22 protein-coding genes and 1 pseudogene are annotated in these 25,520 nt (G+C 58.7%); 19 read left to right on the top strand and 4 right to left on the bottom strand.

Annotated elements, in window-relative coordinates; genetic code table 11:
• Positions 1–341: 341 nt before the first annotated feature.
• Genes SMC1_RS06530 through SMC1_RS06515 form a run of 4 tightly spaced genes read left to right on the top strand, consistent with a single transcriptional unit; the run spans position 342 to position 4,048 of the window.
• On the top strand, positions 342–2,120 hold the full coding sequence (locus SMC1_RS06530) for a carbon starvation protein A (protein WP_119085974.1): 1,779 nt from the start codon (positions 342–344) through the stop codon (positions 2,118–2,120).
• 11 nt (positions 2,121–2,131) lie between these two features.
• Positions 2,132–2,410 (top strand): hypothetical protein, encoded by a 279-nt coding sequence (locus SMC1_RS06525; protein ID WP_119085973.1) that lies wholly within the window; start codon positions 2,132–2,134, stop codon positions 2,408–2,410.
• A 9-nt stretch (positions 2,411–2,419) separates the two neighbouring features.
• Positions 2,420–3,373 carry an ArsA family ATPase gene (locus SMC1_RS06520; protein WP_119085972.1) on the top strand — a complete coding sequence of 318 codons (954 nt, stop codon included), beginning with the start codon at positions 2,420–2,422 and terminating at the stop codon, positions 3,371–3,373.
• Between the two features lie 12 nt (positions 3,374–3,385).
• Complete coding sequence (locus tag SMC1_RS06515; RefSeq protein ID WP_119085971.1) at positions 3,386–4,048, top strand: hypothetical protein; 663 nt, start codon at positions 3,386–3,388, stop codon at positions 4,046–4,048.
• Between the two features lie 68 nt (positions 4,049–4,116).
• Here SMC1_RS06515 and SMC1_RS06510 read toward each other — a convergent pair whose 3' ends face one another.
• The gene (locus tag SMC1_RS06510) at positions 4,117–4,530 is read right to left on the bottom strand and encodes a hypothetical protein (protein ID WP_119085970.1); all 414 of its coding nucleotides are present in this window, start codon (positions 4,528–4,530) and stop codon (positions 4,117–4,119) included.
• Between the two features lie 275 nt (positions 4,531–4,805).
• On the opposite strand from SMC1_RS06510, the gene SMC1_RS06505 reads away from it, so the two are divergent.
• On the top strand, positions 4,806–5,534 hold the full coding sequence (locus tag SMC1_RS06505) for a Bax inhibitor-1/YccA family protein (protein WP_119085969.1): 729 nt from the start codon (positions 4,806–4,808) through the stop codon (positions 5,532–5,534).
• Between the two features lie 111 nt (positions 5,535–5,645).
• Positions 5,646–6,674, top strand: a complete 1,029-nt coding sequence (locus SMC1_RS06500; RefSeq protein WP_119085968.1) for a 3D domain-containing protein — start codon at positions 5,646–5,648, stop codon at positions 6,672–6,674.
• Between the two features lie 189 nt (positions 6,675–6,863).
• Here the strand turns inward: SMC1_RS06500 and lysA are convergent, their stop codons facing one another.
• On the bottom strand, positions 6,864–8,051 hold the full coding sequence (gene lysA / locus SMC1_RS06495; protein ID WP_207799338.1) for a diaminopimelate decarboxylase: 1,188 nt from the start codon (positions 8,049–8,051) through the stop codon (positions 6,864–6,866).
• Positions 8,052–8,532: 481 nt separating this feature from the next.
• Here lysA and SMC1_RS11285 point away from each other — a divergent pair.
• From SMC1_RS11285 to SMC1_RS06450, 10 genes and pseudogenes are all read left to right on the top strand, one after another.
• Positions 8,533–8,634: pseudogene (locus SMC1_RS11285) on the top strand (zinc-ribbon domain-containing protein); the annotation flags it as partial.
• A 222-nt stretch (positions 8,635–8,856) separates the two neighbouring features.
• Complete coding sequence (locus tag SMC1_RS11025; protein WP_243626516.1) at positions 8,857–9,249, top strand: hypothetical protein; 393 nt, start codon at positions 8,857–8,859, stop codon at positions 9,247–9,249.
• Positions 9,250–9,392: 143 nt separating this feature from the next.
• The gene (locus tag SMC1_RS06485; RefSeq protein WP_119085965.1) at positions 9,393–9,914 is read left to right on the top strand and encodes a hypothetical protein; all 522 of its coding nucleotides are present in this window, start codon (positions 9,393–9,395) and stop codon (positions 9,912–9,914) included.
• 273 nt (positions 9,915–10,187) lie between these two features.
• Positions 10,188–10,703, top strand: a complete 516-nt coding sequence (locus SMC1_RS06480; protein ID WP_119085964.1) for a hypothetical protein — start codon at positions 10,188–10,190, stop codon at positions 10,701–10,703.
• Positions 10,704–10,767: 64 nt separating this feature from the next.
• Complete coding sequence (locus tag SMC1_RS06475) at positions 10,768–11,022, top strand: hypothetical protein (protein ID WP_119085963.1); 255 nt, start codon at positions 10,768–10,770, stop codon at positions 11,020–11,022.
• A 500-nt stretch (positions 11,023–11,522) separates the two neighbouring features.
• The gene (locus tag SMC1_RS06470) at positions 11,523–12,887 is read left to right on the top strand and encodes an oxaloacetate decarboxylase subunit alpha (RefSeq protein WP_119086087.1); all 1,365 of its coding nucleotides are present in this window, start codon (positions 11,523–11,525) and stop codon (positions 12,885–12,887) included.
• A gap of 314 nt (positions 12,888–13,201) precedes the next feature.
• Positions 13,202–15,397, top strand: coding sequence for an ABC transporter substrate-binding protein (locus SMC1_RS06465; RefSeq protein WP_165849278.1), 2,196 nt, complete (start codon positions 13,202–13,204; stop codon positions 15,395–15,397).
• Between the two features lie 131 nt (positions 15,398–15,528).
• Entirely contained in the window at positions 15,529–16,032 is a 504-nt protein-coding gene (locus SMC1_RS06460) for a hypothetical protein (protein ID WP_119085961.1), read from the top strand.
• Between the two features lie 24 nt (positions 16,033–16,056).
• A complete protein-coding gene (locus SMC1_RS06455) occupies positions 16,057–16,659 on the top strand; it encodes a glycerol-3-phosphate acyltransferase (protein WP_119085960.1) in 603 nt (200 codons plus the stop codon).
• Positions 16,660–16,795: 136 nt separating this feature from the next.
• Entirely contained in the window at positions 16,796–17,965 is a 1,170-nt protein-coding gene (locus SMC1_RS06450; RefSeq protein WP_119085959.1) for a hypothetical protein, read from the top strand.
• Here the strand turns inward: SMC1_RS06450 and SMC1_RS06445 are convergent.
• Positions 17,873–20,191: a plasma-membrane proton-efflux P-type ATPase gene (locus SMC1_RS06445; protein ID WP_207799337.1), complete on the bottom strand. Its 2,319-nt coding sequence runs from the start codon at positions 20,189–20,191 to the stop codon at positions 17,873–17,875. The two genes, SMC1_RS06450 and SMC1_RS06445, sit on opposite strands and share 93 nt — an antisense overlap.
• 321 nt (positions 20,192–20,512) lie before the next feature.
• On the opposite strand from SMC1_RS06445, the gene SMC1_RS06440 reads away from it, so the two are divergent.
• From SMC1_RS06440 to SMC1_RS06430, 3 genes are all read left to right on the top strand, one after another.
• On the top strand, positions 20,513–21,253 hold the full coding sequence (locus tag SMC1_RS06440; RefSeq protein WP_119085957.1) for a NifB/NifX family molybdenum-iron cluster-binding protein: 741 nt from the start codon (positions 20,513–20,515) through the stop codon (positions 21,251–21,253).
• Positions 21,180–22,103, top strand: coding sequence for an Mrp/NBP35 family ATP-binding protein (locus SMC1_RS06435; protein ID WP_207799336.1), 924 nt, complete (start codon positions 21,180–21,182; stop codon positions 22,101–22,103). The genes SMC1_RS06440 and SMC1_RS06435 overlap by 74 nt, the downstream gene beginning before the upstream one ends.
• Positions 22,104–22,305: 202 nt before the next feature.
• Positions 22,306–22,755, top strand: coding sequence for a CGGC domain-containing protein (locus SMC1_RS06430; RefSeq protein ID WP_119085956.1), 450 nt, complete (start codon positions 22,306–22,308; stop codon positions 22,753–22,755).
• Here SMC1_RS06430 and SMC1_RS06425 read toward each other — a convergent pair.
• Positions 22,752–25,214, bottom strand: a complete 2,463-nt coding sequence (locus SMC1_RS06425) for a sensor histidine kinase (protein ID WP_207799335.1) — start codon at positions 25,212–25,214, stop codon at positions 22,752–22,754. The genes SMC1_RS06430 and SMC1_RS06425 overlap by 4 nt on opposite strands.
• Positions 25,215–25,520: the final 306 nt, after the last annotated feature.

The following is a 25,520-nucleotide window of genomic DNA, read 5'->3' as shown; positions in this document are numbered from 1 at the left end:
CGGATCTGAAAAATCAACCAAGGTGTCCTGCTGTGATGACGCTCACGGTATCGGACGCTATTCCATATCCTGTCGTCGATTTGCAAGTGTCCCCCTCTCCCTGGAGGACCTGGTCGGCGGACAAGCGGGAGCAGTATCCCATGTGGGCATATTCGGAGTGGTCAATGGGGGGTATTGTGAAAAAAATGAGAAGGGATATGTTGAGGAGGACAGAGGGCATATTCGGCATAAGGAGGGGAGACGTAACGGGTTGACATCGAAAAGGGCGTAGCAAGAAGGAAACGCAGTTTGCGAAGCAGAGGAGTCGCAGGTAGCAAGAATCTATAAGGAGGTACTGAAAGATGACCGCATTGATTGTCCTGTTTGCCGCAGCGTTCTACATCTTTTTCTACTTTACGTACGGCAAGTCGCTAGAGAGAAATGTCGTCAGGGCAGATGGCACGAGACCAACACCCGCCGTAAGGTTGCGTGATGATGTCGACTATGTGCCTGCAAACAAGTTCGTTCTCTTCGGTCACCACTTTGCATCCATTGCAGGTGCAGGTCCAATCGTGGGCCCTGCAATCGCAGTAGTATGGGGATGGTTACCCGCACTGCTCTGGGTGTGGTTTGGCAACCTCTTCATCGGTAGCATCCACGACTACCTGTCCCTGATGGCGTCCGTTCGTTATGACGGCAAATCCATCCAGCATGTCTCGGGCGAGTTGATGGGGAAATCATCAAAATACATCTTCGAGGTGTATATCTATTTCACGATGATCCTTATCGTCGCCGCATTTATGGGCGTCTATGGAGCCCTTGCCTCAAAGAGCCCTGAAATCCTTACTGCTTCTGTCTTATTCATGGTTGCAGCAGTCGTTGAAGGGCAGCTGCTCTACAAGACGAAGCTTCCATTCTGGCTTTCGTCAGCAATCGGCGTCGCCCTTACGATCCTTTCGATCGTGGTCGGGTTCTTGTGGCCGTTCATCAAGTGCCCCAACATCAACCTTCTCTACGTGTTCCAGGTTATTTACATTATCCTTGCTGCAGCACTTCCTGTGTGGTTTCTGCTTCAGCCAAGAGACTACCTCAACTCATACATCCTGTGGGGCGGCATTATCATCTCTTCAATCGCAGCGGTGTTTGCGTTCCGTGGATTCAGCTGGCCCGCGTACACGAGTTTCGCAGCCAGAGTCATTTCGGGGCAGCCTTCGCCGTTCTGGCCCACTGTTCCGCTTGTCATTGCCTGTGGCGCCCTATCGGGATTCCACTCCATCGTCGGGTCAGGCACGACTTCCAAGCAGCTTGATAGCGAACTGAGTGGACTGTTTGTAGGGTACGGTGCCATGTTCATGGAGGGCATGCTTTCCACCATCGTCATCACCTCCATTGGAGCATTTGGGTTCACGGTGTTCCAGGGTTTTGCCGACAAAATTGCCGCAGCTGGTTTTGATCTGGCAAAAATGCAATCTGATGCTGGGTATTTCGGTCAGGTGGGCGCCGCCGTTATCAACTCCAAAGACATCGGCATCGGCGGAGCACTCGGCATTTTCACCAAGTCATTTGGACAGCTGCTCAATGTTATTAAAGTCCCCGTGAAGCTTGGGGAGACACTCGGCGGCCTCTGGGCTTCCGCGTTTGTTCTCACGACGCTCGATACGACCAATCGTCTTGCAAGGTATGCCTTCCAGGAACTTGTTGAGCCGCTCAAGAAAGTTTCTAAAGGGCTCCATGGAATCCTTGCAGACAAATGGGTTGCTTCGATCTTAGCGGCAGTCCTTGGTCTGTGGTTGATTACAAAGGGTGGCAATATGTACACTGCACTGTGGGCAGGTTTTGCAGGTGCAAACCAGTTGCTTGCGTCCATCGCAATGCTCACTGCCGCAACTTGGGTCAAGAAGGTACAGAAAGTAGGCAAAGGCATGCTTGCAGCAGTCCTTATTCCTACATTCGTTCTCTGGGTCACCGTCTTTGCCGCTCTAGTCTGGTTCCTGTTCGTGATTGTCCCGGTCACTGCCGCAGCACTGCAGGTAGTACTGGGCGGATTTGTGGTTCTCATGCTTATTCTTGATATCATGCTTGTGATCAATTTCTTCAGGAGCTGGAATCAGGGGCAGCAGAACAGGGCAGGAGAGGCATAAGTATCAACTGAATGAGGCGACTCCTCGATTCGTTGAAAAAGAGTTTCAAGACGTTTGACAAAGGGATGAGGGAGGATGCTACCTTCCTCATCCGTAAGCAGCTCGACGAAGAAGAGAACATATTTGCCCTTCTTACGATGGGCGTTTTCTCAGGCATACCGTCCCCTCCGACAGGCGTTGTCCTGAGAATCCTCCCGCATATGTCCCGGGAGATTTCTGTTATGACCAGGAGAAGCGCTGGTCTCGATGATGTGTTTGCCCAGACGTTGGGGACATTCGACATCGACTAGGAGAGTCGGTTGAAAACCTACTTTTTTCTTGGCAAGGGCGGCGTCGGCAAGACGACCGCTTCAGCGGCCTGGAGCGTGGGTCTGGCACAAAGCGGTCTGAAAACGCTTGTTGCATCCATCGACCCGGCACACAACCTTGGCGATGCGTTCGCCGTCCGAATCGGTGACAGGATCATGCACGTCGGTGACAACCTTGACGCAGTCGAGGTGAATATCGAAGACATGATCAGAGCATATCTCGATGATCTCTCGGCCAAAATGAAGAATACCTACAGGTACCTGTCGGCGATGAACATTGACGGGTATTTCGACATTCTCAAGAACTCGCCCGGCATTGAGGAATACGCCACAATGGAGGCAATCAAGAAATTTGTCGCCCTCAAAGGGTACGACGCGGTGGTGTTCGACACACCCCCGACAGGCATGACGATACGAGTGCTTGCAATGCCTCGTGTGTCTCTCTTGTGGACCGACCAGCTGGTCAAGATGCGCAAGAGGATTCTTTCGACACGGGGAATGGTCGAAAATGTTCAGGGGAAATTCGAGGCCGAAGTCGATGGAGAGAGAGTCGTGCTCTCCTCGAACGAGAAAGAAGACCCCATCATGCAGGAACTGGTCAGTTACCGAGAGGAACTGAGGGCTTTGAGGGACATGTTCTCCTCCGAGCAGTCTTACGTCAACATAGTGACGATGGCAGAGGACCTTGCCCTGCTTGAAACGAAGAGAATCATCGAATCACTCGGCACATTCAAGATACGAGTGAGGACTATCTTTCTGAACAAATTCTTCGCGATGGCCAACCCCCCCGAGGAGATCAAGGGCAAAATGGAAGAGCAGGAGGGGGTTATCAAGAGAATGAAAGCCGAGATAAGGGGAATCGAGGTCAAGGACATTCCATTGTTGAGGAAGTCTCCGAGGGGCATTGATGAGCTTCTTCACGTGTACTTGAAGTATCTGGTCTGACAAGGAGAAAAGATGCAGGACATAAGCGGCAATTGGATATTGGTTCTCGTTGTTCTTGCAGGAGTTGCGGTATTGCAGTTCTACCAGGGGCGCCGATTGAATATTGCCCTGATCAAGCACTATGTTCATGGTTTCGAGAGCAACCTCACAATCCGTGACCAGCTCTATACCTGGATTGGCGGGTATTCCGGTTTCAAGGCGGACTATGACGTGAACGAGAAGTCCATCAAGAAAGTCGAGATGACCTTGACGCTTCTGGCGCGGCAGAGCCTCTTCTGGCTGCCGTTCTCGTATCCCGTGAAGAGGGGAGATCGGCTGTACATCGTGCTCAGGCCCAGCTTCAAGGTACATGCCGATGCGCACATTATCAGGAACTTCTACTACCTTTTTGGGCCTGCCATCAGGGAGGTCAAAGACCTCACGAAGGGAAAGGCCGAGTTTCCAAACGCAAAGGGTTTCTATACTCTCTACGAAGAAGAAGGCGACATTGCAAAGCTGAGGAAACTCGTCGAGGCGTCGATGGACCCAAAGAGGCTACGGCACATAGCGGTTGTCAAGGAGACCAATGTTCTGTACTGCCTCATAAAGCCAGATCCCTTTAAGACTCCTGATGAGCTGAAGCAACTCGTTGAGAACTTTCCCAAGTACTTCTCAAACGGGGGAACGCCCAGCTAGGTTCCAGGCGTACTCGTCGTTGTGTGTGCACGGTGACCGCACCCGGGGGACCGATCGACAGACAGGTTCTAGAGGATGCCCACCTGGCGCAGTCCGGCGAAAACGGTGAGCAGGAAGAGTAAGACAGCAACGCGGCCCACCCACAGGTGGACGGTCCGTAGCTGCTTCCTGTTGGAGCGCGCCTTGGTCGTTATGTGCCCTCCCGCGCCCGTCAAGAATCCGACTACGATGGTTATGGCACCGAAGACACCGTGGGGGACGCGGAGGTGTGGTCCGCCACTGGCTTGGACCATGCCGGCGGCCACGACGAGCCCTGCTGCAGGCAGCACAAACGCTGTCACGGCGGCAGCCTTATGAATGCGGAAGGATCCCTTGCGGTGGTGTCCGAACGTGACAGCCCAGGCGGCCGTGAGAAGCGACAGGACACTGCTGCCCATAAGGATTGCGTGAACTGGCCAGACTCGTGCATAGTCGGCGAACATCGTGACACCTCCCTGTAACGTTAGAGACAGCGCCCATTTCCGTTGCAACGCATCACTTCGTCTATGTTATTAAGTGGTAGAGGATTTGCAACGAGAGGCTGGCGGCTTCACAATCCATCTACACGAAAATCCGGTAACCGCTGTATTGATAAGCAGAGGGCCGCGTACGTCCGCCGGGTCGACCCGTGCTTGACAAGGCAGAGTGGCCGACTATGATTGCTGCGCACCTGGAAGCCGCACAGCGGCATCTGGCGCATTAGAAAGGAGATGATTCCATGGAATATCAGGGAACCGTCATACGTCCGGAGGACAGTGTCCGGGCATTCTTCAACCGGGTCTATGGCTGGATGGCCGGAGGACTCGCTCTGACCGCAGCTATTGCCTGGTTCGTCGGAAGCAACCAGGCGATCCAGCAGGCCATCTTTGGCAACTCGCTTGTGTTCATACTCCTCATTGTTGCCGAGTTCGGTCTGGTCATTGGGCTCTCGCGCGCTATCGCCAGGATGTCTCCGCAGACGGCGGGGCTCCTGTTCCTCACGTATGCCGCAGTGAATGGACTCACGCTGTCGTCCATTTTTATGGTGTATGCAAAGGGAGATATCACGATGGCGTTTGTCGCCTCGGCAGGCATGTTCCTGGCCATGTCGCTGATTGGGTCGGCTACGCGCATGGACCTGTCGAGGGTCGGCAACATTGCCCTCTTCGGGCTGTTTGGCATCATTGGCATGTCCATCATCAACATCTTCACGAAGAGCTCTGGTCTGGACTTCCTGATCAGCATCATCGGCATCGTCGTCTTCCTGGGGTTGACCGCCTGGGATACCCAGAAGCTGCGCAGGATGGCACTTAGCCTGGACCCCACCGGCGATAGCCCGATTACCATGGCCGGAGGCAACCCGCAGGCCGAGAAGGCGGCAGTCATCGGCGCTCTGAGTCTATATCTGGACCTGATCAACCTGTTCCTGTTCGTCCTCAGGTTCTTCGGTGGCCGAAGGCGCGACTGACTCAGCCCCTATGTTGTGAATGCGGCTGGACCCCTCCAGATAGCGGCCCAGCCATTGCTTGTTCAAGGGGACCTTTACAGCCGCTTTAGTGGGTGATATAATCTGCTCACTATGGACACAACACGACTCGTGAGGGTGTTCCACAGGAGAAAGGCCATCCTCTTTGCTGTCCTGGGTGTCCTTCTTGGTGGGCTCTTCCTCTGGAGTGCAGGCGTTCACACTTATGTTGTCAATGATGCGGGCAACAAGACGCGGATCGTCGCGTTCCACAGCATGTCGGTGAGCACGGTCCTGGCGAAGGCGAACACTCGTGTCCTGCGCCCGGAAGATGTGGTAACACCGGATGTCGCCGCGGTCATCCCCCAGGGGGAAATCGCTATCGTGCGCGCCAAGCCGGTCACACTCACCATTGATCATACAAGCGAAACCATCTACTCGACCGTTTGGACGGTCGGAGAGCTTCTGGCGGACAACGGCGTCAAACTGAACACGGAAGACAAGGTTAGCCCGGATCCAAAGGATCCCGTGCCGTACACCGAGGATGTCGTCGTCAAGCGCACGACGTATGCCTACACCAGCAAGACCGAGGCCATCGCATATCAGCGTGTCTACAAGAAAAACCCATACATGGAAGTCGGACGCAGCTATCTCAGCGTCATGGGTCAGAACGGCTTCCTCAAGAGGACCATCAAGGTGACCAAGGTCGGCCAGCAGGCAGTCGGTTCAGCTGTCGTCAAGACGCAGACCATCAAGGCCGTCGTCCATGAGGTCTATGACGTCGGTACGGCTCGTCTGGACCTCAAGCCTACGCGCACCTACACCATGTCTGCCACTGCCTATTCCAATAGATCATCCGCAATCCTCGACGGCAAGGACCACCTTTATGGTTACTCGGGCTTGTCGCTTCACTACGGCACCTGTGCAGTCGACCGGCGCCTTATCCCCATGGGGACGGTGCTGTATGTCCAAGGATACGGCTACGCGGTCGCAGCGGATACGGGTTCCAGCATCAACGGAAACCGCATCGACCTGTTCTTCAACTCGTTTGGCGACGCGTGCCACTGGGGCCGCCAATCGGTCAAAGTCTACGTCCTTCCCATCACACGGAGTCAGCTGTACAAGAAACTTGGCATAAAGTAAGATAGATACTGTGTAACAGTGAACCCCCGGCAGCGATGCTGGGGGTTCACTGGTTTGGTCTCCCCGTACTTGCTTCGGGTCACGTCTATTCTGACGTTGTCACCGTCCAGCACGACTCTGTGTGTGGGTTCGTCCCGTGTGGTATCGTAGCATGACAGTCAGAGGACACAGGTGCGGATCATGGTACGCTCAGAGGCCGCGTTCGCGGATGAGGACTGGCTCTCCATCTTCGATGAGGACTTCTGGCAGCAGCGGACGACCGTTGTAGGTTGAACTCATAGACCATCCATACGCGCCCGTGTCGCAGATAGCAAGAAGGTCTCCCTGCTCAGGCAGTGGCATGGGGACGTCCCGGTCGAAGCAGTCTGCGGACTCGCAGACGGGGCCGACGATGTCGCACGGGGTCGGCTCCGCATCCCTCCGGGTCACTGGGAGGATCGCATGATGCGCCTGGTACAGCGCGGGACGAATGAGGTCGTTCATGCCAGCGTCGACAATCACAAATGTCCTGGCATAGCGTTTTCGGTACAGGACACGTGTCACCAGCGTGCCTGCGTGTCCCACAATGTACCTGCCTGGTTCGAACCACAGCTTCATGCCTTGGGGAACGTCGCGGCGCAGGAGAGCCTGCAGGTCCTCCACGGCGAAGTCGGCGCCTTCCCCATAGTTGATGCCGAATCCTCCGCCGATGTCCAGACTGCTCACAGGGATTCCGTCGCCCATCAGCGAGTCATGCAGCTCCAGCAGGCGCGCCAGAGACTTGCGATAGGGCTCGAGGCTCGTGATCTGGCTGCCGATATGACAGGAAATGGTGTCGGGCACCAGCCCAGCGTCCATTGCCAGCCGGAACGCGTCAGGGGCGGCGTCGACCGGGATGCCGAACTTGTTCTCCTCTGTTCCGGTGGTGATGTAGTGATGGGTGCGTGCATCGACGCCGGGGTTGATGCGGATGCCGACATGGGCGCCCGCTCGCAGGCGGGCAATCGCAGTCAACTCCTCCTCGCTTTCGGCGTTGATGAAGATGCCGTGGTCCAGCGCAAATGCCAGTTCGTCCGGTGTCTTTCCGACACCGGAGAAGACGATGCGGTCCGCAGGACATCTGGCATCCAGGGCCGCCTGGATTTCTCCGCGGCTCACCGTGTCGGCCCCGATGCCCATGCTGAAGATGAGTGCAAGGAGAGCAGGGTTCCCATTGGCCTTGACGGCGTAGCGCAGTGATCCGATCGTGCCCAGACTCTGCATCAGACGTGTGACCTGCCCGCGGATCGAGGAGGCCGAGTAGACGTAGACGGGTGTGCCATATTTCCTCGCGATAGTGGCGAGAGGCAAACGGTCAAGCATAAGATCCGAGCTCTGATATATGAGGTCGTTGTTCATCCTGGTCCTTTCTAGCACAATACGGCACATCTGTGATTGGACGAGACGATGGTCCGCGCGTCCGGGCTGCACCCAGACCGATCATTTTATCATGACCTTGTGCCCCGCCCTGTCAAGTAAGTCGCAGTCGTCGTTGAAACCCGTCGCCCACCCCGTATACTGAGCGCAGCATGGATGATCACATGACCGCCGAACTTGCATGGAGAAGACCAGACGGCCCCGGAGGACCAACGATGGAACCTATGAAGTTCTGCATCGAGTGTGGCAAACCTCTGTCCCCGAGGGGAAGCATTGCCCGAACTGTGGACCGGAAATCGCCGGCCTTCATCCGGCGACGCCGGATGGCATCCAGCAGGGGAGGCAGTCAGTTCATATGTTCTGAAGGAGTCCATATGCGCTCTTGTAGCAAGAGAGGCGTTCCGTATACTGGCGCTATCGAGGGTTACTTCAGGCAGGTCCAGGCAGCTGTCAGAGCTGCTACATGTTATTCTATGGGGGTGTAAGCATGGAAACTGCGAAGTTCTGTACTCAGTGCGGTGAGACGTTGCCACCTGGGGTGAAGCACTGTCCACATTGTGGGGCGGAAGTCACGGTCGTGCAGACGCCAGGGCCTGGCGAAGTCGAGCGACCCGTTCCCCCCTCGCCGCCTGTTCCTCAGCAGACGCCGTCAGCAGGACCGTATGGCACGCCTGCCTCGCAGCAGCGTGCTCCACATGGTGAAATCGCTACTACCCCGCCGCAGGAAACATATGCTGGTCCCCCTCCCACTGTCGGCGTTTATCGTGCTGGATCACAGCAGGGGAGGATGACAGCACAGCGAGCGCCGTCCCGGAAGCGCGTTGGTGGTGGAGCACTGACTCTGATCGCCGGAATCATCATGCTGGCAATGCATGCCCTGGTGCTCGAAGGGGGGCTGACCCCGTCGAACGTGGGTGTTGATCTGTCCATCATCGTATGCGGCTTTCTCATGCTGTTTGCCCGCGGGGGGCTCAGCGTCGCGCTTGCCTTCGTGGCGAGTCTGGCCGTATCGGTCGTCGACCTGATCCTTCTGTGGGCAGTTTTCGCGGCGATAGCCGCCGGCGGGTCCAGCGGCCTCGGAACGTTTCTGTCGTCAGGAGCGTGGGTGTCGGTGACAGCGATGGTGATGGTTCTGGTTGGGTTCTTGGTTGCGCTGGTCAGTCTGTTCCGTCACTCATAGCGCGAGCGGGCGGCACGTCCGAAGAGCTGCAGTGTCTCACACTCAAGGATCGCCTCGACAGGTTCGGGACATACCGACCCTGTCAACTGTCGCGCCAGGATTGGCAGTGCATCGAAGCCTGCTATACTGAAGATGGAGAATAGATGAGACTCTACAAGTCACGCAGTTCATACACGACAGCTCCTCGCCCATCTAGGAGTGCAGATGGTGCCCGCTATCATGGTCGATCCCGCTACAAGGTGGCGCCTTCGGCTAGGTCGGAACAGGCACGCTCCGGCTGGCGCGATTCGGAGAAACTGTCAAAGGCGAAGCGCGGCTTGCCGGTCTTCCTGGCGTTCTGCGTTGTTCTGGGGATGGTTCTGCCCGTTTTCTTCGGACAGGTCAGGCGCGTCATGGTGCCGGACGGTGAGACCGTTGTCCACATCGAGGCGACCCAGAAGGGGACGGCATGGTCGGGACGCCTCACCTTCCGGTTGAATGGAGCGCAGCAGTGGACCGGCTCAATGGTCCCCTACGAGGTCTTTGTGCGCCCAGGTGTCTACACCCTGACCGTGACCGGAGGCGGACCTCCCGATGCCAGGCTGCTCAGCGTTGCACCGGTGGGTTCGCAGTTGGGTCGCGCCGCAGAGACGATTACGTTCACCGCGGAGTTTGCCGCTCCATAGATCTCGGTTTCCAGTTCCACTCCTGACCTTTCCCTTTTTCCGCTGTAGTTGACCTGTCATTCGCACGCGTCATTTCCGCGGACGTGTGGGCGCAGTCGTTTGACAGTTGGGTTGCGGTTTGCGTCGAGTCCGCGCGGCCGAATCAGTATCACGACCGACGTGCGCTTTCTTCACAGGCTAGCGCGTATGAAACCCCTCCCTGCGGCGTACTACAGGTGGCAACATCTATGGGTGCTGTACTCCGGGGGTGACCCCGTAAGAAGGAAGAACACCATGAGGAAGACGTTGGGAAAGGTTGTTCTGGCGGTTGTCATCGCCGGGCTCCTTACAGGCGGTATCGCCATAGTATCAGCAGCGACCAAGGTACGGACCGTGACGACGCCACAAGGAACTACTGTCGATGTCATCTCGGTAACCGGCACAGTAACGGAGGTTTCGACGCCCAGCACGGCTGAGTCCAGCCACGGCTTCATGGGCATGTTCCGCCGTGGACCTGCGGGCTATGCGAAGATTAAGGACAATGCGGACGGGACGATCTACACGCTTGAGTTTGGCCGCGGAGAGGCTGCAAGCATGACGATGAAGGCCGGTGACACCGTCACCGTCGAAGGGACGTCGGCAACACGAAATAGCGTCAATGAGCTTTACGTCTGGACGTTCACGGGCGCTGACGACAAGACCGTTACGTTGTGCAAGGCCGACGGAACGCCTAACATCGAGACGGTGAGCGTCGCTGGAACCGTTACTGAAGTCAACGTGCCGACCACGACGACCCCCGCGACTGGGTGATACGACGAAGCCAGCTCCAAAGGCAATGGCGACGATCAAGGTCAGCTAGGACGACGGCACCATCGTGATAGTGATCCTCGGACGTGATGCGAGCAGCATCACCGTGACGGTCGGCGAGAAGGTCAAGATCAAAGGCTTCAAGACGTCGGCGGACGCGAACACCATCATGGCTACGTCCTTCACCGGCACAGACGGCAAGACCGTAACTCTTGGTGGCAAAGGATTTGGAGGTGGCGACCGGGGTGATGGCCGTGGGTTCGGTGGCGGCATGAAGGGGCCAGGATCTGCCTCGGGCTTCTCGACACCGTCCAACACATAGCACGCTCTTCCTCATAGGACGTAAGTCGACCCCCGCCGAAGCGGGGGTCGAGCATTTGGGGCTCTCGTAGTTCCTTGACGACAGGTGCGTTGTTGACGTCCTGGAAACCGTTGACTACACTACTGGCAGAGATGCACATGAAACTCACTGCGCGGAGTGGCTCGGCCTTCGGTGTTTCGGCGCGAGCACACCGGCCCGGTGGACTAGGCTGTCGGTGGTCCGGGCACTGCGGGGGTCCACCGGCATGATGACAGAGAGTCTTCACCCCGGGGCGTGTGGGCTGGAGTGTTGTGTCACATCGGACACAATAGGGTATAATGACAAAACGCTGGTGGCCGGGGGTACCGCTGTCCTGCCGGGTTCGAGATGGAGAAATCGCTGCAGAGGGGGTTCACGTGTCAAACAAGTTCAGCATGAACGTCGGTAGCAAGTCGTTCGACGTCGAGATTGAGGAACTTAGCGCCGAAAGCAGACCCGACTTAGCATCCCCATCCTCCAGTATGGCTCCGGCTCACAAGGTCGGCATCATGGAGACGGTCCTCCGGGATGCGCAGCAGTCGCTCATTGCCACCCGCATGACCACCAAGGAGATGGAGCCTGCCTTCGAGGCGATCGATGCGGTCGGATATCACTCCATCGAGATGTGGGGTGGGGCAACCTTCGATTCCTGCCTGCGCTTCCTCCACGAAGACCCATGGGAACGTCTGCGCACGGTACGCCATGCCATGAAGCATACCAAGCTGCAGATGCTGCTGCGCGGCCAGAACGTTCTCGGCTACAAGAACTACGCCGACGATGTCGTGGACGCCTTTGTCGAGAAGTCGCTCACAAATGGTATCGACATTATCCGCGTCTTTGACGCGCTCAATGACATGCGCAATGTGGAACGCGCTATCCGGACGACCAAGAAGCTGGGCGGGAACGCACAGGGCTGCATTGTCTACACCATTGCCCCGACGTATACGGTCGACAAGTACGTGGGTATCGCCCGCGAACTTGAGCAGATGGGTGTGGACAGCATCGCCATCAAGGACATGGCCGGTCTGCTGACCCCCTATGCGACTTATGACCTGGTGGCAGCACTCAAGAAGATGACCAGCCTGCCCATCCAGATCCACAGCCACTACACGACCGGGCTGGCTGGACAGTCGTACCTCAAGGGGATCGAGGCGGGCGCCGACGTGGTCGACTGCGCCATCTCGCCCTTCGCGATGGCGACCTCCCAGCCTTGTACGGAGACGATGGTGGCCGCACTCAAAGGCACGCCATACGACACCGGTATCGACCTTGAAGCCCTGAACGTTGTGGCACAGTTTTTCATCCCGGTCCGCGAGAAGGCGCTGGAGTCGGGTCTGCTGGACGCCAAAGTGATGGGGGTCGACGTGAACGCGCTCATCTACCAGCTGCCCGGCGGCATGATCTCCAATATGGTCAGCCAGCTCAGGCAAGCCAACATGCTCGACCGGTACGAGGAGGTTCTCAAGGAGGTTCCACAGGTGCGCGCGGATCTGGGCTACCCACCCCTCGTCACCCCTACGTCACAGATCGTCGGCACGCAGGCCGTGTTCAACGTGATGATGGGCCGGTACGTCCAGTGCACCAAGGAAACCAAGGCTCTCGTCAAGGGCGAGTATGGCCGCGCGTCGGTGCCAATCTCCGACGAAATCAAGCAGCTGATCATCGGTGACGAACCGACCATCGACTGTCGCCCTGCAGACCTGATTGAGCCCCAGATGGCCAAGTTCCGCGAAGAGATCAAGGAGTATACCCAGCAGGAGGAAGACGTCCTGTCCTATGCCATCTTCCCACAGGTCGCACTCGATTTCTTCAAGTGGCGCAAGGAACAGCAGGAGAACAAGGTCTGATCGACCATTTCTTGTCCACCAGTTGTCGGGTTCAGTGCTCAGGGCCCCACCTGTTGCTTGACAAAAATAGCCGTTCGTGTAATGTTCAAGTAGACGTTGACGTGCCTTGCCGTGCGTTGTGGTGCAACATGAACGTGCACTATGTTAGGAGGCTGCTGGTGCATCTTTTCCAATTGGTAACCGTGCCTGAGTAACTCAGGTCAATGAATGCGATAACTGCCTGCGAAGAAGGAGGTGCTTGCCAACCACCGTTCCACCTGAAACCATCTGCAGCAACTATTTCAGCAACTACCCTGCTAAGGAAGGAGAATTACATGAGGAGATTCCTATCTATCGTTCTTGCAGTTGTTATGCTGCTTGCCGTTTGTTCTCCAGTACTGACCGCGCGCGCCGCCGGCTTCAAGGATGTCGCCGCGTCATACTGGGCATTTGATGAGATCACCGCCCTGGCCGCGAAGAAAGTTCTCGCCGGCTACACCGATGGGACCTTTAAGCCCGGGGGCAAGGTCACCCGCGAAGAGTTCGCCAAGATGATCGTTGTCGCCAAGGGTCTCGCCCTCGTGAAGCCCGCAAAGGCCTCGTTCACCGATGTTGCAGCATCCCGCTGGTCATATGGCTATGTCGAAGCCGCCGTCAAGGCCGGCTACATTAAGGGCATCGGTGGCGGGAAGTACGCTCCCGCTGCCCAGATCAAGCGTCAGGACATGGCTGTCCTGCTGGTCCGCGTCATCGGCAAGGAAGCTGAGTCCAAGACCATCAAGGAGTCCGTCGCCTTCGCCAACGACGAGCCCAAGATCGGTACTTACGCGATCGGCGCCGTTACCATCGCTGTCCGCCCGCGTGTCCAGCTCCTGACGTGGGACAAATCCCGCAACCTGAACCCCACCATGTCCGCCACCCGTGGCGACTGCGCGTTCGCTATCTACAACACCATAACGCCTCCTGCCACCGGCAAGAAGACGATAACCATGGTTGATGAGAACGCCCCCGAGAACCTGTTCCCGCTCATCTCCGACTCCGCGTATACGATGAAGGCCGTGACCTTCCTGGCCAGCGCTCCGATCTCGGTGACCCCCTACGGCGTTCCTTTCCCCGAGATGGCCAAGTACGTTCCGACGCTTGCGAACAAGCACCTCATCCGCAACGCTGACGGCACCGTCATCTCCGACGTGGAGCTCCGCAAGGGCATGAAGTGGTCCGATGGCCAGCTTGTCACCATCGACGACTACATCTTCTCGCATCAGCTCTACATGTCCGACGCCATCCAGGTCGTGACGCGCTCACCCATGGACCTCGTCACCAAGATCCAGAAGATCAACAACTACACGTGCCGCATCTATTGGAAGAGCTGGAATACCTACATCCCCGTGGGCTGGACCATCTATCCGAAGCACATCCTGGGACCTCAGTTCGTCAAGGATCCCAAGAGCATCAACACCTCCGCCTTCAACAACAAACCGGTCTACTGTGGCCCGTACACCGTCAAGACCAACGTCCAAGGCCAGTACATGACCCTTGCTGCGAACAAGAATTGGTTCGGTGGTCAGCCCGTCTTCGATACCATCACCGAGAAGTTCATCCTCGCCACCAACACCCTGCTGATTAACATGCTGACCGGTCAGCCCGACGTCTCCTCCGAATCGCTGACCCTTGACCTTGCCCAGCAGTTCGAGTCAAAGATGGGCAAGAGTTTCAACGTGTACTACAACAAGTCCACTTCTGCAGGTATCATGGAGTGGAACCTGACCTCCGCGTGGTTCAAGGACAAGCGCGTTCGCCAGGCCTTCTACTACGGTATCGACCGCAAGACCATCACCCTGAAGGCTCTGGTTGGTACTGAAGCCGTCCTGTCGCCCCTGTCCTCCGGTTCCGTCTACTTCAAGCCGGTCCTGGCCAAGTATGCGTACAACCCCACCAAGGCAAACGCGCTCCTGGATGCCGCCGGCTGGAAGTGGAACGCCGCCAAGACGGCGCGCGCCCTTCCGGATGGTACCCCGGCCACCCTGAAGATTCCGTATTCGACTGGTGCCACCTTCCGTGAACGCGAAGTCACCCTCATGCAGCCCATGCTCGCCAAGCTCGGTATCACGGTCGAGCAGGACCCCAAGGACTTCGACGGCATCCTGGATGCTGCCACTGCCGGAACCTTCATCGTCAACCTGCACGGTGTCAGCTTCGACAACTATGACGTATTCGGATCAGTGCTCGCCTTCCGGAGCGATCAGATTCCCACTGAGAAGAATGGCATGAACGGCCAGAACAACTACCGCTACAGCAGCGCTGATATGGACAAGTGGCTCAACACAGCGGAGAAGGCCACCACGGCCGTTGCCCTCAAGGAAGCCTACTCTCACATCCAGGACATCTTTGCTGAAGATCTTCCGTGCCTGTATCTCGAACAGCGCATCTATCCCGACGAAGTCCGCAAGGGTCTCAAGGGCTACGATCACTTCTTCTCTTGCACCATCTACAACAACTGGAACGTCCAGTACTGGTATTGGTTCAAGTAGGCAAGACCTGACACATAGCACCACGAGAAAAGACATCGCATAGCCTCAAGGCCCCACGTCGGCAAGGACGTGGGGCCCCCTTCATGTCCAGCGCGACCGCTGTATACTGTCTGCCACGACAGGAGGTCGTCATGGATTACGGTCCATCGCATGTGCAGGGACAGGAGTATCAGCAACGGACGAACGGCACCGGCGGAGACATGCCCACCGGCCACCGTCCCTGCCCTTTCTGCCATTCCGTCATCCCATGGGAGTCCGAACGGTGCCCGTCCTGCGGGCGCGTCCTGATAGAGCGCGTAGGGCGTGGTCCCTCACAGATACCTCCGTCTGTGTCCCGCTCGGCGAGGCGGATCTCGTGGTGGTCATCCGGCGCACGTCCTGTGCTGGCACGTGTCCGAGAGGCCATGCTGCGCGCCGGGCGGCGTTCCTGGACGAGAGTGCGCTCCGTTCCGGGGGACTCGTGGTCGACGACGAGCCGGGGCACCTCATGGTCTGCGTTCCAGCCGGCCCGGTTCCCTGCGCGCTCATGGTGGCTGGGTTCCATCCCCACACCCACGAAGCAGGAGCGTCAGATCTTGTTCATCGCCTCCGCTCTGATGGTCGTGCTGTTCGTCGTCGCGCTCCTCGTCCGGTAGCCGTCCGACGAGGAGGTGGGTGGTATGACGTACTTGGAACTGTTTCCGGCCATTCTTGTAGTGACTGTTGCCTATCTGCTGGGGTCCATCCCGTCGGCGGTCATCGTGGCATGGCGGAAAGGTGTCGACATCCGGGAGGTGGGCGACGGGAACATGGGGGCACGCAACGTGGCGCGCACCATCGGAGCCGGTCCCGCCGTGATCGTGGCAATCTGCGACTTCCTCAAGGGAGCGGCGGCAGTCCTGCTGGCACGGGCTCTCGGCCTCTCGCAGGGCTGGCTCCTTGCGGCAGCCTGGGCGACCGTGCTTGGCCACGACTTCCCGCTGTTCGCACACTTCCGCGGGGGGCAGGGCCTGGCGACCACGTTGGGGACCCTGCTCGTGCTGATGCCACTTGAGATGTCGGTGGCGCTGGGGCTGTTCGGCGGTCTGTACCTGCTGACGCACAACTCCGATCTAGGCGCGAGCATCGGCTTGGCGTGTGGCCTATACATCGAGTACCGAGGGGGGCGCTCACAGGTGCTGCTGTTCCACATGGCGACGTCGCTGGTGGCTGTCCCCACAAAGAAGTTGCTCGACCGTCACCGGCGCCTTGCGATCCAGCATCGCCAGTCCGGCCTGGTGTAGAAACCTGCCATACCTGGTACCGAAAAGAGTCTGTCGCGAGGGAACACACGAGCGCGCGCCGGGCGTTTTTGACAGACGTCCTGCTCCGTCCACACTGAGGGCAGAAACCCAAGGACATCGTCCACCGGAGGTGGCTATGACGTCTCGTCGTCTCTTGGTACTCTGTGTTCTGCTGTGTATCGTCTCGTGTTCACTGGCCGGATGTCGGCGCACGTCCGGCGGTCCGTCGCAGACAGCCGGCCTGACCTCCGTCGAGGCTGCCGAACTCGCGTGGCCAGAGGCGAAGCGTGATTTTGGTGACGCCGTGTTGTGGCGGCTCGCGCCAACTGAGGAACCTGAGGCGGCTACAATGGGCCTTGCCGCCGACTGGCAGGACAGCGACCGGTCGGCGGCCTGGTTCGTCTGGTACGCCGACCCCGCCGGCGAGAACTGGATGATGTTCAGCATCCACGGTACGGCCATCGTCAGCAGGGACATCGGGACCCGAGGATCGCAGATGTCCATGGGCGCTGACTGGCTGAGGGAGCACCCCGCTGTCGCCATGAAGGATGCTGCAAAGGCCGCCGCAGCACAGGGCGTAGAGCTTGCAGCTTTCACATGGACGGAGTTTACGTGCGACTATCCGGCCAGCGACGTCCGCCGCAAGCCGGTGTGGGTGTTCGCCTTCTCCGAGACGCTCAGCTCTGGCGGCACGCTGAATTACAGGGTCTTTGTGGACGGCATCACGGGTAAGGTCCTCCTGGCCCTCAACGAGAGGGAGGAGCGCATGACGCTGCCCATCGACCGCGAAGCACTGCAGAAGCCGCGGACGGACAACCACGAGAAGGACCTCCGCCAGTTCTTCGGCTTCATCAGCACAGGCCAGCCCGAATGGGCAGTACGTCAGCTTGCCTACGCCGCATCGCCCGACGACGCCACCGCGCAGATGTGGCTGGCCAACTTCCGGAGCCTGAACTCGCTGACCATCGTGAGCGTGGAGCAGGCGAGCCTGGAGCAATGGACGGCGGAACGCGAGTTCTACAAGGTGACGCTGGACGTGCAGACGTCCGAACTGCCGGAGAAGTATGGGTGGGAGAACGGCTGCAACGTCCGCTGGGTGGAACTCATCCCGCAGGGCGGTGGCGCCTGGAAGGTGAGCGCGCTGTCATCCAGTCCCTGGGGCCCCGGGAACGCATCCGCATGGTGTAGCGCCCAGACCGGGCACGCGCCTGCTTCAACCGGCGATGCGAAACCAGTGGAAGACGACCAGCTTGTAGAAGTCGAGCAGGACACTGTACAACACGATGCCCAGGAGCATGACTGCTAGAACGTTCAGTGGCAGTGGCACCATGAGAATTCCACGTGAAGCCATGAACCCAATCACCAGCAGATCTCCCAGCGTGCTCAGGATAAGCGCCCGTCCCGGCCGCGATTGCCAGAAGTGGCGACGCTCGCGGACCAGATACACGTTGGCCTGTCCAGTCAGGACCAGCATGCCAAAGACCAGAGTCTGCAGGTGCGGCAGGTCATAGTGCAGGATGCTGGTTCCGACGTACAGCGTGCCAAATGCGACTGCCAGCCAGGCGACTGCCAGCAGGAGAGCACTACCGGTCAGCTGCGACACACGCCACCGGTCCGGCAGTTGCGACGCTGTTGCCGTGTCAGAGGCAAGGGACATGGTCACAAAGTCATTGGCGAACAGGAGCAGGATAATGAGGCGCGGCGACGTTACAAAGTGGCCGGTCAGGAAGAATGCTACGGCGAGAAACAGGGCTATCTGCAGGGTCTTGATGATCTTGTTGAGGGTATAGCTCAGCATGCGCTGATAGATCTGGCGTCCCGTCGTCACGGCCGTAACGATTCCGCTGAGACCGGGGCTGGTCAGAATAGCGCTTGCAGCTGCTCTTGCGACATCCGTCGCGTTGGAGACGGCGATGCCTACCTCCGCCTGCTTGAGAGCGGGCGCGTCGTTGATACCGTCGCCGGTCATGCCGACGATGCTACCGGTATGCTGAGAGTGCTGAACCAGCGCATACTTGTCTTCCGGAAGAACTCCGGCCACGACGTCGCAGTCCAGAGCACCTGTGCCAGGCGTGTTGTCCCGCAGTGTGACCGCATCACATGCGCGTGTGCCCAGCCCGATCTGCGCGGCGATTGTGCGAGCAGTCTCGGGCGTGTCGCCGGTGACCATCACAACCCTGATGCCGAGGTCCTTCAGATTATGGATCAGCTCTGCCGAGTCACTGCGTGGCGGGTCCTCCAGTGCCAACAATCCAGCCATAGCCAGATGACCCTCGAGCCCGGCCGCCACAGCGAGTACGCGGTTTCCCATCGCAGCAAGGCGCTCGACATCCTGTGCAAAGGGCTGACCGTCTGTGACGAGAGCTTCAATGATCTGCGGAGAGCCTTTGACAATTCGAGTGCTGACACCGTTCTGAGCAACAATCGCTTCCGTGCGCTTGGTCGCCGAATCAAACGGGATGAAGCTGGAAATGGTGGCCGTACCGGGTGAGATGCCTGACTCGCGTGCGTGTGTGATGACGGCAAGGTCGATAGGGTCCTGCGAACGCTCGTCCGAACACAGCAGCGCAAGACGCAGAACATCATCTTGCGTCATGCCTGACACTGGAACCATATCGACCAGCCTCAGTCGGTTTTCGGTGATCGTTCCTGTCTTGTCACTGAACAGGATAGTCATGGCAGCCGCTTCTTCGATGGCTGAAAGGCGAGTCACCAGAACTCCACGGCTGGCCAACTCCTGAGCGCCGACTGCGGAGGCAAGAGTGAAGACGGCGGGCAGCGCGACGGGCACAGAGGAGACCAATAACATTAGCGAAAAGGAGACCGTGTCCAGCAGCGGGATGGCGTGTACCCACGAGTAGACCAGGACGCCAATGACCAGCAGCACATCCAGGACAAGCAGGTACTTCACAATGCCGAGAATGGTTTCCTGCAGATGGCTGGCGGTCTTTGCCGAACCGACCAGTTGGGCAGTCCGCCCGAAATAGGTATGGGTGCCGGTGCCCGTGACTTTGCCGCTTGCCTCGCCGCGCTTCACCACGCTGCCGGCATAGATGCTACTGCCGACGGCCGCATCTACCGGCAGCGATTCACCGGTCAGTGCAGACTGGTCGATAGACAGATTGCCGTCTGACAGGGTCATATCTGCAGGAACCAGGTCTCCCATGCGCAGGTGGACGATATCGTCGGGCACCACTAGCCGTGAATCCATGGCCTGCCACGTACTGTCACGCAGGACCCTGACGTGAACCACCAGACGCTGCTGTAGAAGTCTCAGCGCGTCCTGTGCCCGGTGCTCCTGGACAAAGCTGATGACGGCGTTGAAAACGATGAGCGCGCCGATGATGGTCGCCTGAGTGTAGTGGTGCGTAACCAGTTCAAGAATCAGGCTGACTTCGAGCGTCCACGGGACAGGACCCCATACCTTACGGAACAGGACCAGCCACGAGGGGTCATGGTGCTCAGGAATCTCGTTAGGCCCGATCTGTTCAAGTCTTTTCTGTGCTTCTGTGCTTGACAACCCTGGTTCCATGGGTTTCTCCCGTACCTGTGGACTGTTCATTTTGTCGGCGGTCTCCTGCAGGTGTGCCAACATGGTATACCATTTCGTTGACGATGTGCATGAGTCAATTCCCTCGAGGACTCCGACTACTGCATTGGATGCGACGGCTCTGCTCTACGGGACCTCCTCTGCCTGGACCGCCTGGATGTGGGGTCTAATGGGGACATGATCATCACGGTATGTGAGAGCACGTCTGACCTGTGTACATGCAACCGGAGGTTAATGTTCAGTTGCACCTGACTTGACGTTTTAGCGAAATGAATATATATTCATTTCGTACAAGGAGATGACATGCCAGGACGACAGGTTGCCCGCAGGTGCGGTACATATGACCGAGCACAGCCCTTCTGTCCGGAGGCTGCAGGGACGTTGCACCTCCTTGGGGCCGACGAAATGGAGGCGTTGTGTCTCAGCGACCTGCTGGACCTGGACCAAACGGAAGCGGCACGCGGCATGGGTATTTCCCAGAGTACGTTCCATCGCATCCTTATGGGCGCCCGCCACAAGGTCGTGGCATCGCTCGTCGGCGGCTATCCGCTGACGGTCGCCCGGGCGTGGGACGCAGACCTGAACGGCGCACGAGTCCGGAGACACCAGGAAAATCGCACAGGAGGTATCAGCATGATAACCCGTATCGCACTACCGACAGACGATGGCACGAGGCTGTGTCAGCACTTCGGCCGCGCTCACTACTACAAGGTCGTCGAGATCGCGGACGGCAAGGTGACTTCATCAGAATTGCGTGACAAGTTTGCGCATGTTCATGGTGAGGAGAATCATGGAGAATCCGATGTGAGCCACGAAGAGGTGCACGGCCGCATGGCCGACGCAGCTCACGGCTGCGACACCATCATCGCTGGCGGAATGGGGATGGGTGCCATGAACGCACTGACTGCTGCCGGCTACACCGTGATGCAGACGGACATGAGCAATCTGGACGACATTGTGGAGGCCTACTGTGCAAGGAGTTTCGTCAACCTCGCTGGAGAGGTATCCTGCCATCACGAAGGAGAAGGACATCGCACCCGCTGAAAATGAACAGAACATGTCCTCGCAGGTCAACCACGTGCGGCACGTGCTCGCGGTTGCCAGCGGCAAGGGCGGCGTGGGCAAGTCCCTGGTGTCCGCCATGGCGGCAGTCGAGCTGGCACGTTGCGGACTGAAAGTAGGCATCATGGATGCCGACATCACAGGCCCATCCATCCCGCGCCTGTTCGGCATGACCGCGCGTCCCGCGTCCTCGATGGGCGGGATCATCCCGCCCGAGACGGAGACCGGCGTCAAGATCATCTCGATGAACCTGTTCCTGTACGACTCCGGCCAACCGGTCATCTGGCGCGGCCCGCTGCTCACGTCCGCCATCAAGCAGTTTTGGACTGACGTGGCGTGGGGAGACCTCGACGTCCTCATCGTAGACCTGCCGCCGGGAACGGCCGATGTCCCCCTGACGACCTTCGAGTCCCTGCCTGTCGACGGCATCCTCATGGTCACGACGCCGCAGGAGCTGGCCAGCATGATCGTCGAGAAGGCTGCAGGCCTGGCAAAGCAGATGCACAAGCCGATTCTGGGCATCGTCGAGAACATGGCGATGGTCACGTGCCCTCACTGTGGTGAGGCATTTGAGCTGTTTGGGCCTAGTCATGCCGAGGAACTGGCAGATCATATCGGAGCTCCCGTCCTTGCACGGCTGCCCATCGACCCCACGGTGACCGCTCTTGCCGACACGGGACATGTGGAGGACGTGAAGATGGCAGCCTTCGCCCCGGTCGCCGAGGCACTGGCGGAGTATGTTGCCACGCCGTCCACAGTTCCTCCCGCTCCGAATCCTGCACCTGCTCCTAAGGTGTCATGCTCGCCGTGTTCCGGCGACAGCACGGGCTGACGTCAGCCGGATATCATCTGATAGACAGACGGTGCAAGCCCTGTCGCAGCATGTGAGTCAGATCCCCAGGTTCTTGGCCTGGGGATTTCTTTGTGTTTGCAGGTACGCCATTGCATCGTCGGTCGGCGTCTTGCTTTGGCCTGCCAGACCGAATATGGCTAGAATTGTGGTGTAGATCTGTTTTGTGTGATGAGGAGGTTCAATGAGCGACGAAATCGTGCGTGTGGGGATGATCATGTGCAACAGGTACCATACCTGCGCGGCCGGCAAATGCCTGCGTGCCTTGAGGAACCGTGAGGGTGCGTTCAGCATCTATGCGGGGAAAGAAGTCGAACTCGTCGGCTGTACCACATGCGGCGGGTGTCCCGGGGGCAACATCGAATATGCTCCCGCCGAGATGAAGAAGAACGGGGTGACGGTCATCCATCTGGCCACGGGCATGCTTGTCGGTTACCCGCCCTGCACGCGGATCGACTACTTCCGACAGTTCATCCGGGAGCAGTACGGCATCCCTGTCGTCGTCGGAACCCATCCCATCCCTCAGAAGTACTTCAAGATCCACGACGCGTTGGGTTCCTGGAAAAGCCCGCTATGGCAGGAGCTCATCCAGCCCACGCTTGCTACCGAGGAGATCCGCCTGGCATACGACTAGAGGTCTGCGGTTCTAGCCGGCAGGATGATGGAGAACGTGCTTCCCCTGCCGACCTCGCTGGTGACGGCGACACGGCCATGCATGGCCTCCACTGCCTTGCGGACGATGGCTAGGCCCAGGCCGCTTCCCCCCGACTCCCGACTGCGGCTGGGGTCGATGCGGGTGAAGCGGTTCCAGATGTGGGGTAAAGCCTCGGGCGGCACGCCGGGGCCTTGGTCGGCGACGGCGATGGTCACCGTCCCTCCGGTTCGCAGAGCCGTGATGGCGACAGTTGTCCCTTCGGGCGCATAGCGGACGGCGTTCTCGACCAGGTTGTCCAGTGCGATGGTCAGCAATTCGCGATTGGCGGTGACGGTCAGTGCCTTGGACGGCGTTTGCAGTGTCACCGACTTCGCATTCAATGCTTCAGCATGTGCGCTGTGCAGGTCAGTCCAGATGTCCAGCAGCTGAACGGGGGCCAGTGGAGCAGACTGCTCGCGGTCGAGACCTGCCAGCAGGAGCAGTGACTCCGAGAGGTGCGTGGAGCGCTCCGCCTGTGATGTGATGGCGGTCAGGTGTCTGCGGAATTCTTCCGGCTGCTGGTCCTGGTTGAGTGCGACCTGCGCGTTGAGGCGGATGGAACTGAGCGGAGTCCGCAGTTCATGCCCAGCGTCCCCCGTGAATCGCTCCAGCCGGCGCATCGACTCGGCGACCGGGTGCAGGGCGAGGCTGGCCGCGATCAGACCGGCCAGGACGATGAACAGGAAAGCGACGGGTCCAGCCCATGCGGCAGCTTTCCACAGTTCTTGCATGTCCTGCTGGACAGGCCGCATCGTCGTTCCCAGCAGGAATGTGTAGACCGTGCCGTCCTTCAGCCGGCCGCTTGCGCCGATGACACGTACGGCCAGGCTGTGGCCGGGTGGGACGGACCAGTCGGAGTTATTTGCGATGATGCGGACCGTGGGTGTGTCCGTGCCCGTCACGACACTGAGCATACTCTCCGCCGGGTTGATGTTGAAACCGTCCGTTCGCCCATCCTTCAGCTGAAATTTCAGTGAGAAGACCATGCCGGTCCGGGCGACAGCCAGCGTAGAATCTGCAATCTGGAGGGATTTCTTGGCGGCTACTGATGGGTCGAGGCTGCTCAGCAGGCTGCTGAGAGCCGCGGCATCATGTTGCAGGGTCTTGTCGAGCTGGCCGACGGCTGCTGCCTCATACGTCTGGACAAACCAGCCGGCAGCGGGCACCAGCGCCAGGCAGACGACGAGGACCGTGAGGACCGCCTGGCGCGCGACAGCATGACGGAGGATCTCTTCGGAAGATGGGACGGTGGACTCGGGCCGGCGGCCCGTCAGGTATCCCAGTGCGAAGAGGACGGCAAAGAGGGCTGGAATAGCCCAGAAGAGCATATGGCGCAGGTGGATGTCCTGCCAGTAGTCTGGCTCCGGAGCCACCAGCTCCACGCGGACGCCACCCTTGGTGGCGGTCGTCAGGTAGGCGGGCCGCGGCGTGCCACCCTCGATGAAGGGGGCCAACTGGCGCCACGTGGCCGGGTCGCCAGGTTTCTGATATGCGGCGGGACCGTAGTCCACGCCCGCCCGATCCTGCAGCTTGCCGTCCACCAGGATACGGAACGAGCAATCCGGGTACGACATGGTATACGTCGCGTGCAGGTACGCCGCCGAAACCTCGCCTGTTGAGAGCCACTCGGACATAGTGTTTACTGCAGACGTCACGACGAGGTCCGTTCCTCTGGCAAACTGTTCCCGCGCGGCGGCGTGTGTCCTGCTGGCGAGGGTCCACACGACGGGAACGGCGACGAGCGCGCCAACCAGCGTCATGGTCAATCCGCGACGCAGCGGCGTCCAGGCCCTCGTTCTGTGAGCGATGTGGTTCGCAGGCGTTACAAACACCGCGATGATACAGACAGCTGCAAGGCACAGACACGCCCACATGGCGATCATCAGTGACAACGAGGTCCTGACCTGTGCGGCAGTAGGACCTGCGCTGCCGATCATGAGCTCACCCGAGATGTTGCCCATGCCGGTACTCATGTAGGTAACGTACAGCGACTGGAGTTCTTCCGGCGCATTCACGGGGGCCAGCGACAGGCGGTACTGCCACGTGTTCTGCTGAACAGAAATTCCCATGACGTTGTCGAGGCTGTAGTCGGTTCCTATCAGAACATCGATGTGCTTGCTCGGAATGCTCAGGCGGATGAACCCTCTGGCTCCGAGGGCCGGCAGCTGGTCTTCGATCGCACCCCGTACTGCTGCTTCGGTCATCACGTCGGGGTCGAGACTTGTGATACGCTCCCTGACCGTGGTATTCACTTCGGCCGTCGTGATCTCCTGGGTATCCGGGTCGGCGGCGCCCCGTGTAGAGCTGCGCATGAGACTGCCCAGGACGATCGCAGTAATGAGTAGCAATATAGCTACTCCAAGTGCTCCAAGGTGTCGCATTCGCTTCATCCAGACCATTGTATTCCTCCCGCTTGCCAGGGATTGTCCCCAAAGTCTCCGACTCTCACCAAAGTGGGGCCGCTCTTCTACCATAGCAGGTCTGCGTTAAGACAACGTTAACTGTATTGAGGTGTTGTGTCCAGAGACGCTCTCGTTTTAACGTTGCGTTAACGATGTAGTACTATACTGCCAAATGAGGCATGGACGGCAGCACATGGAGGTGGTTCGACAATGGATATGCCCGTGAGCAAATGGAAACTGTGGGCTGATGTCATTATTGGCTGGCTGCTGATCGCGGCAGTCGTTGTGTTCATCAAGGTTGCC

The organism is Candidatus Cryosericum septentrionale (genome assembly GCF_003570995.1).
Lineage (GTDB): Bacteria > Caldisericota > Caldisericia > Cryosericales > Cryosericaceae > Cryosericum > Cryosericum septentrionale.
The sequence above is the reverse complement of the archived record's forward strand: the minus strand, read 5'-3'. Positions and strand labels throughout refer to the sequence as shown.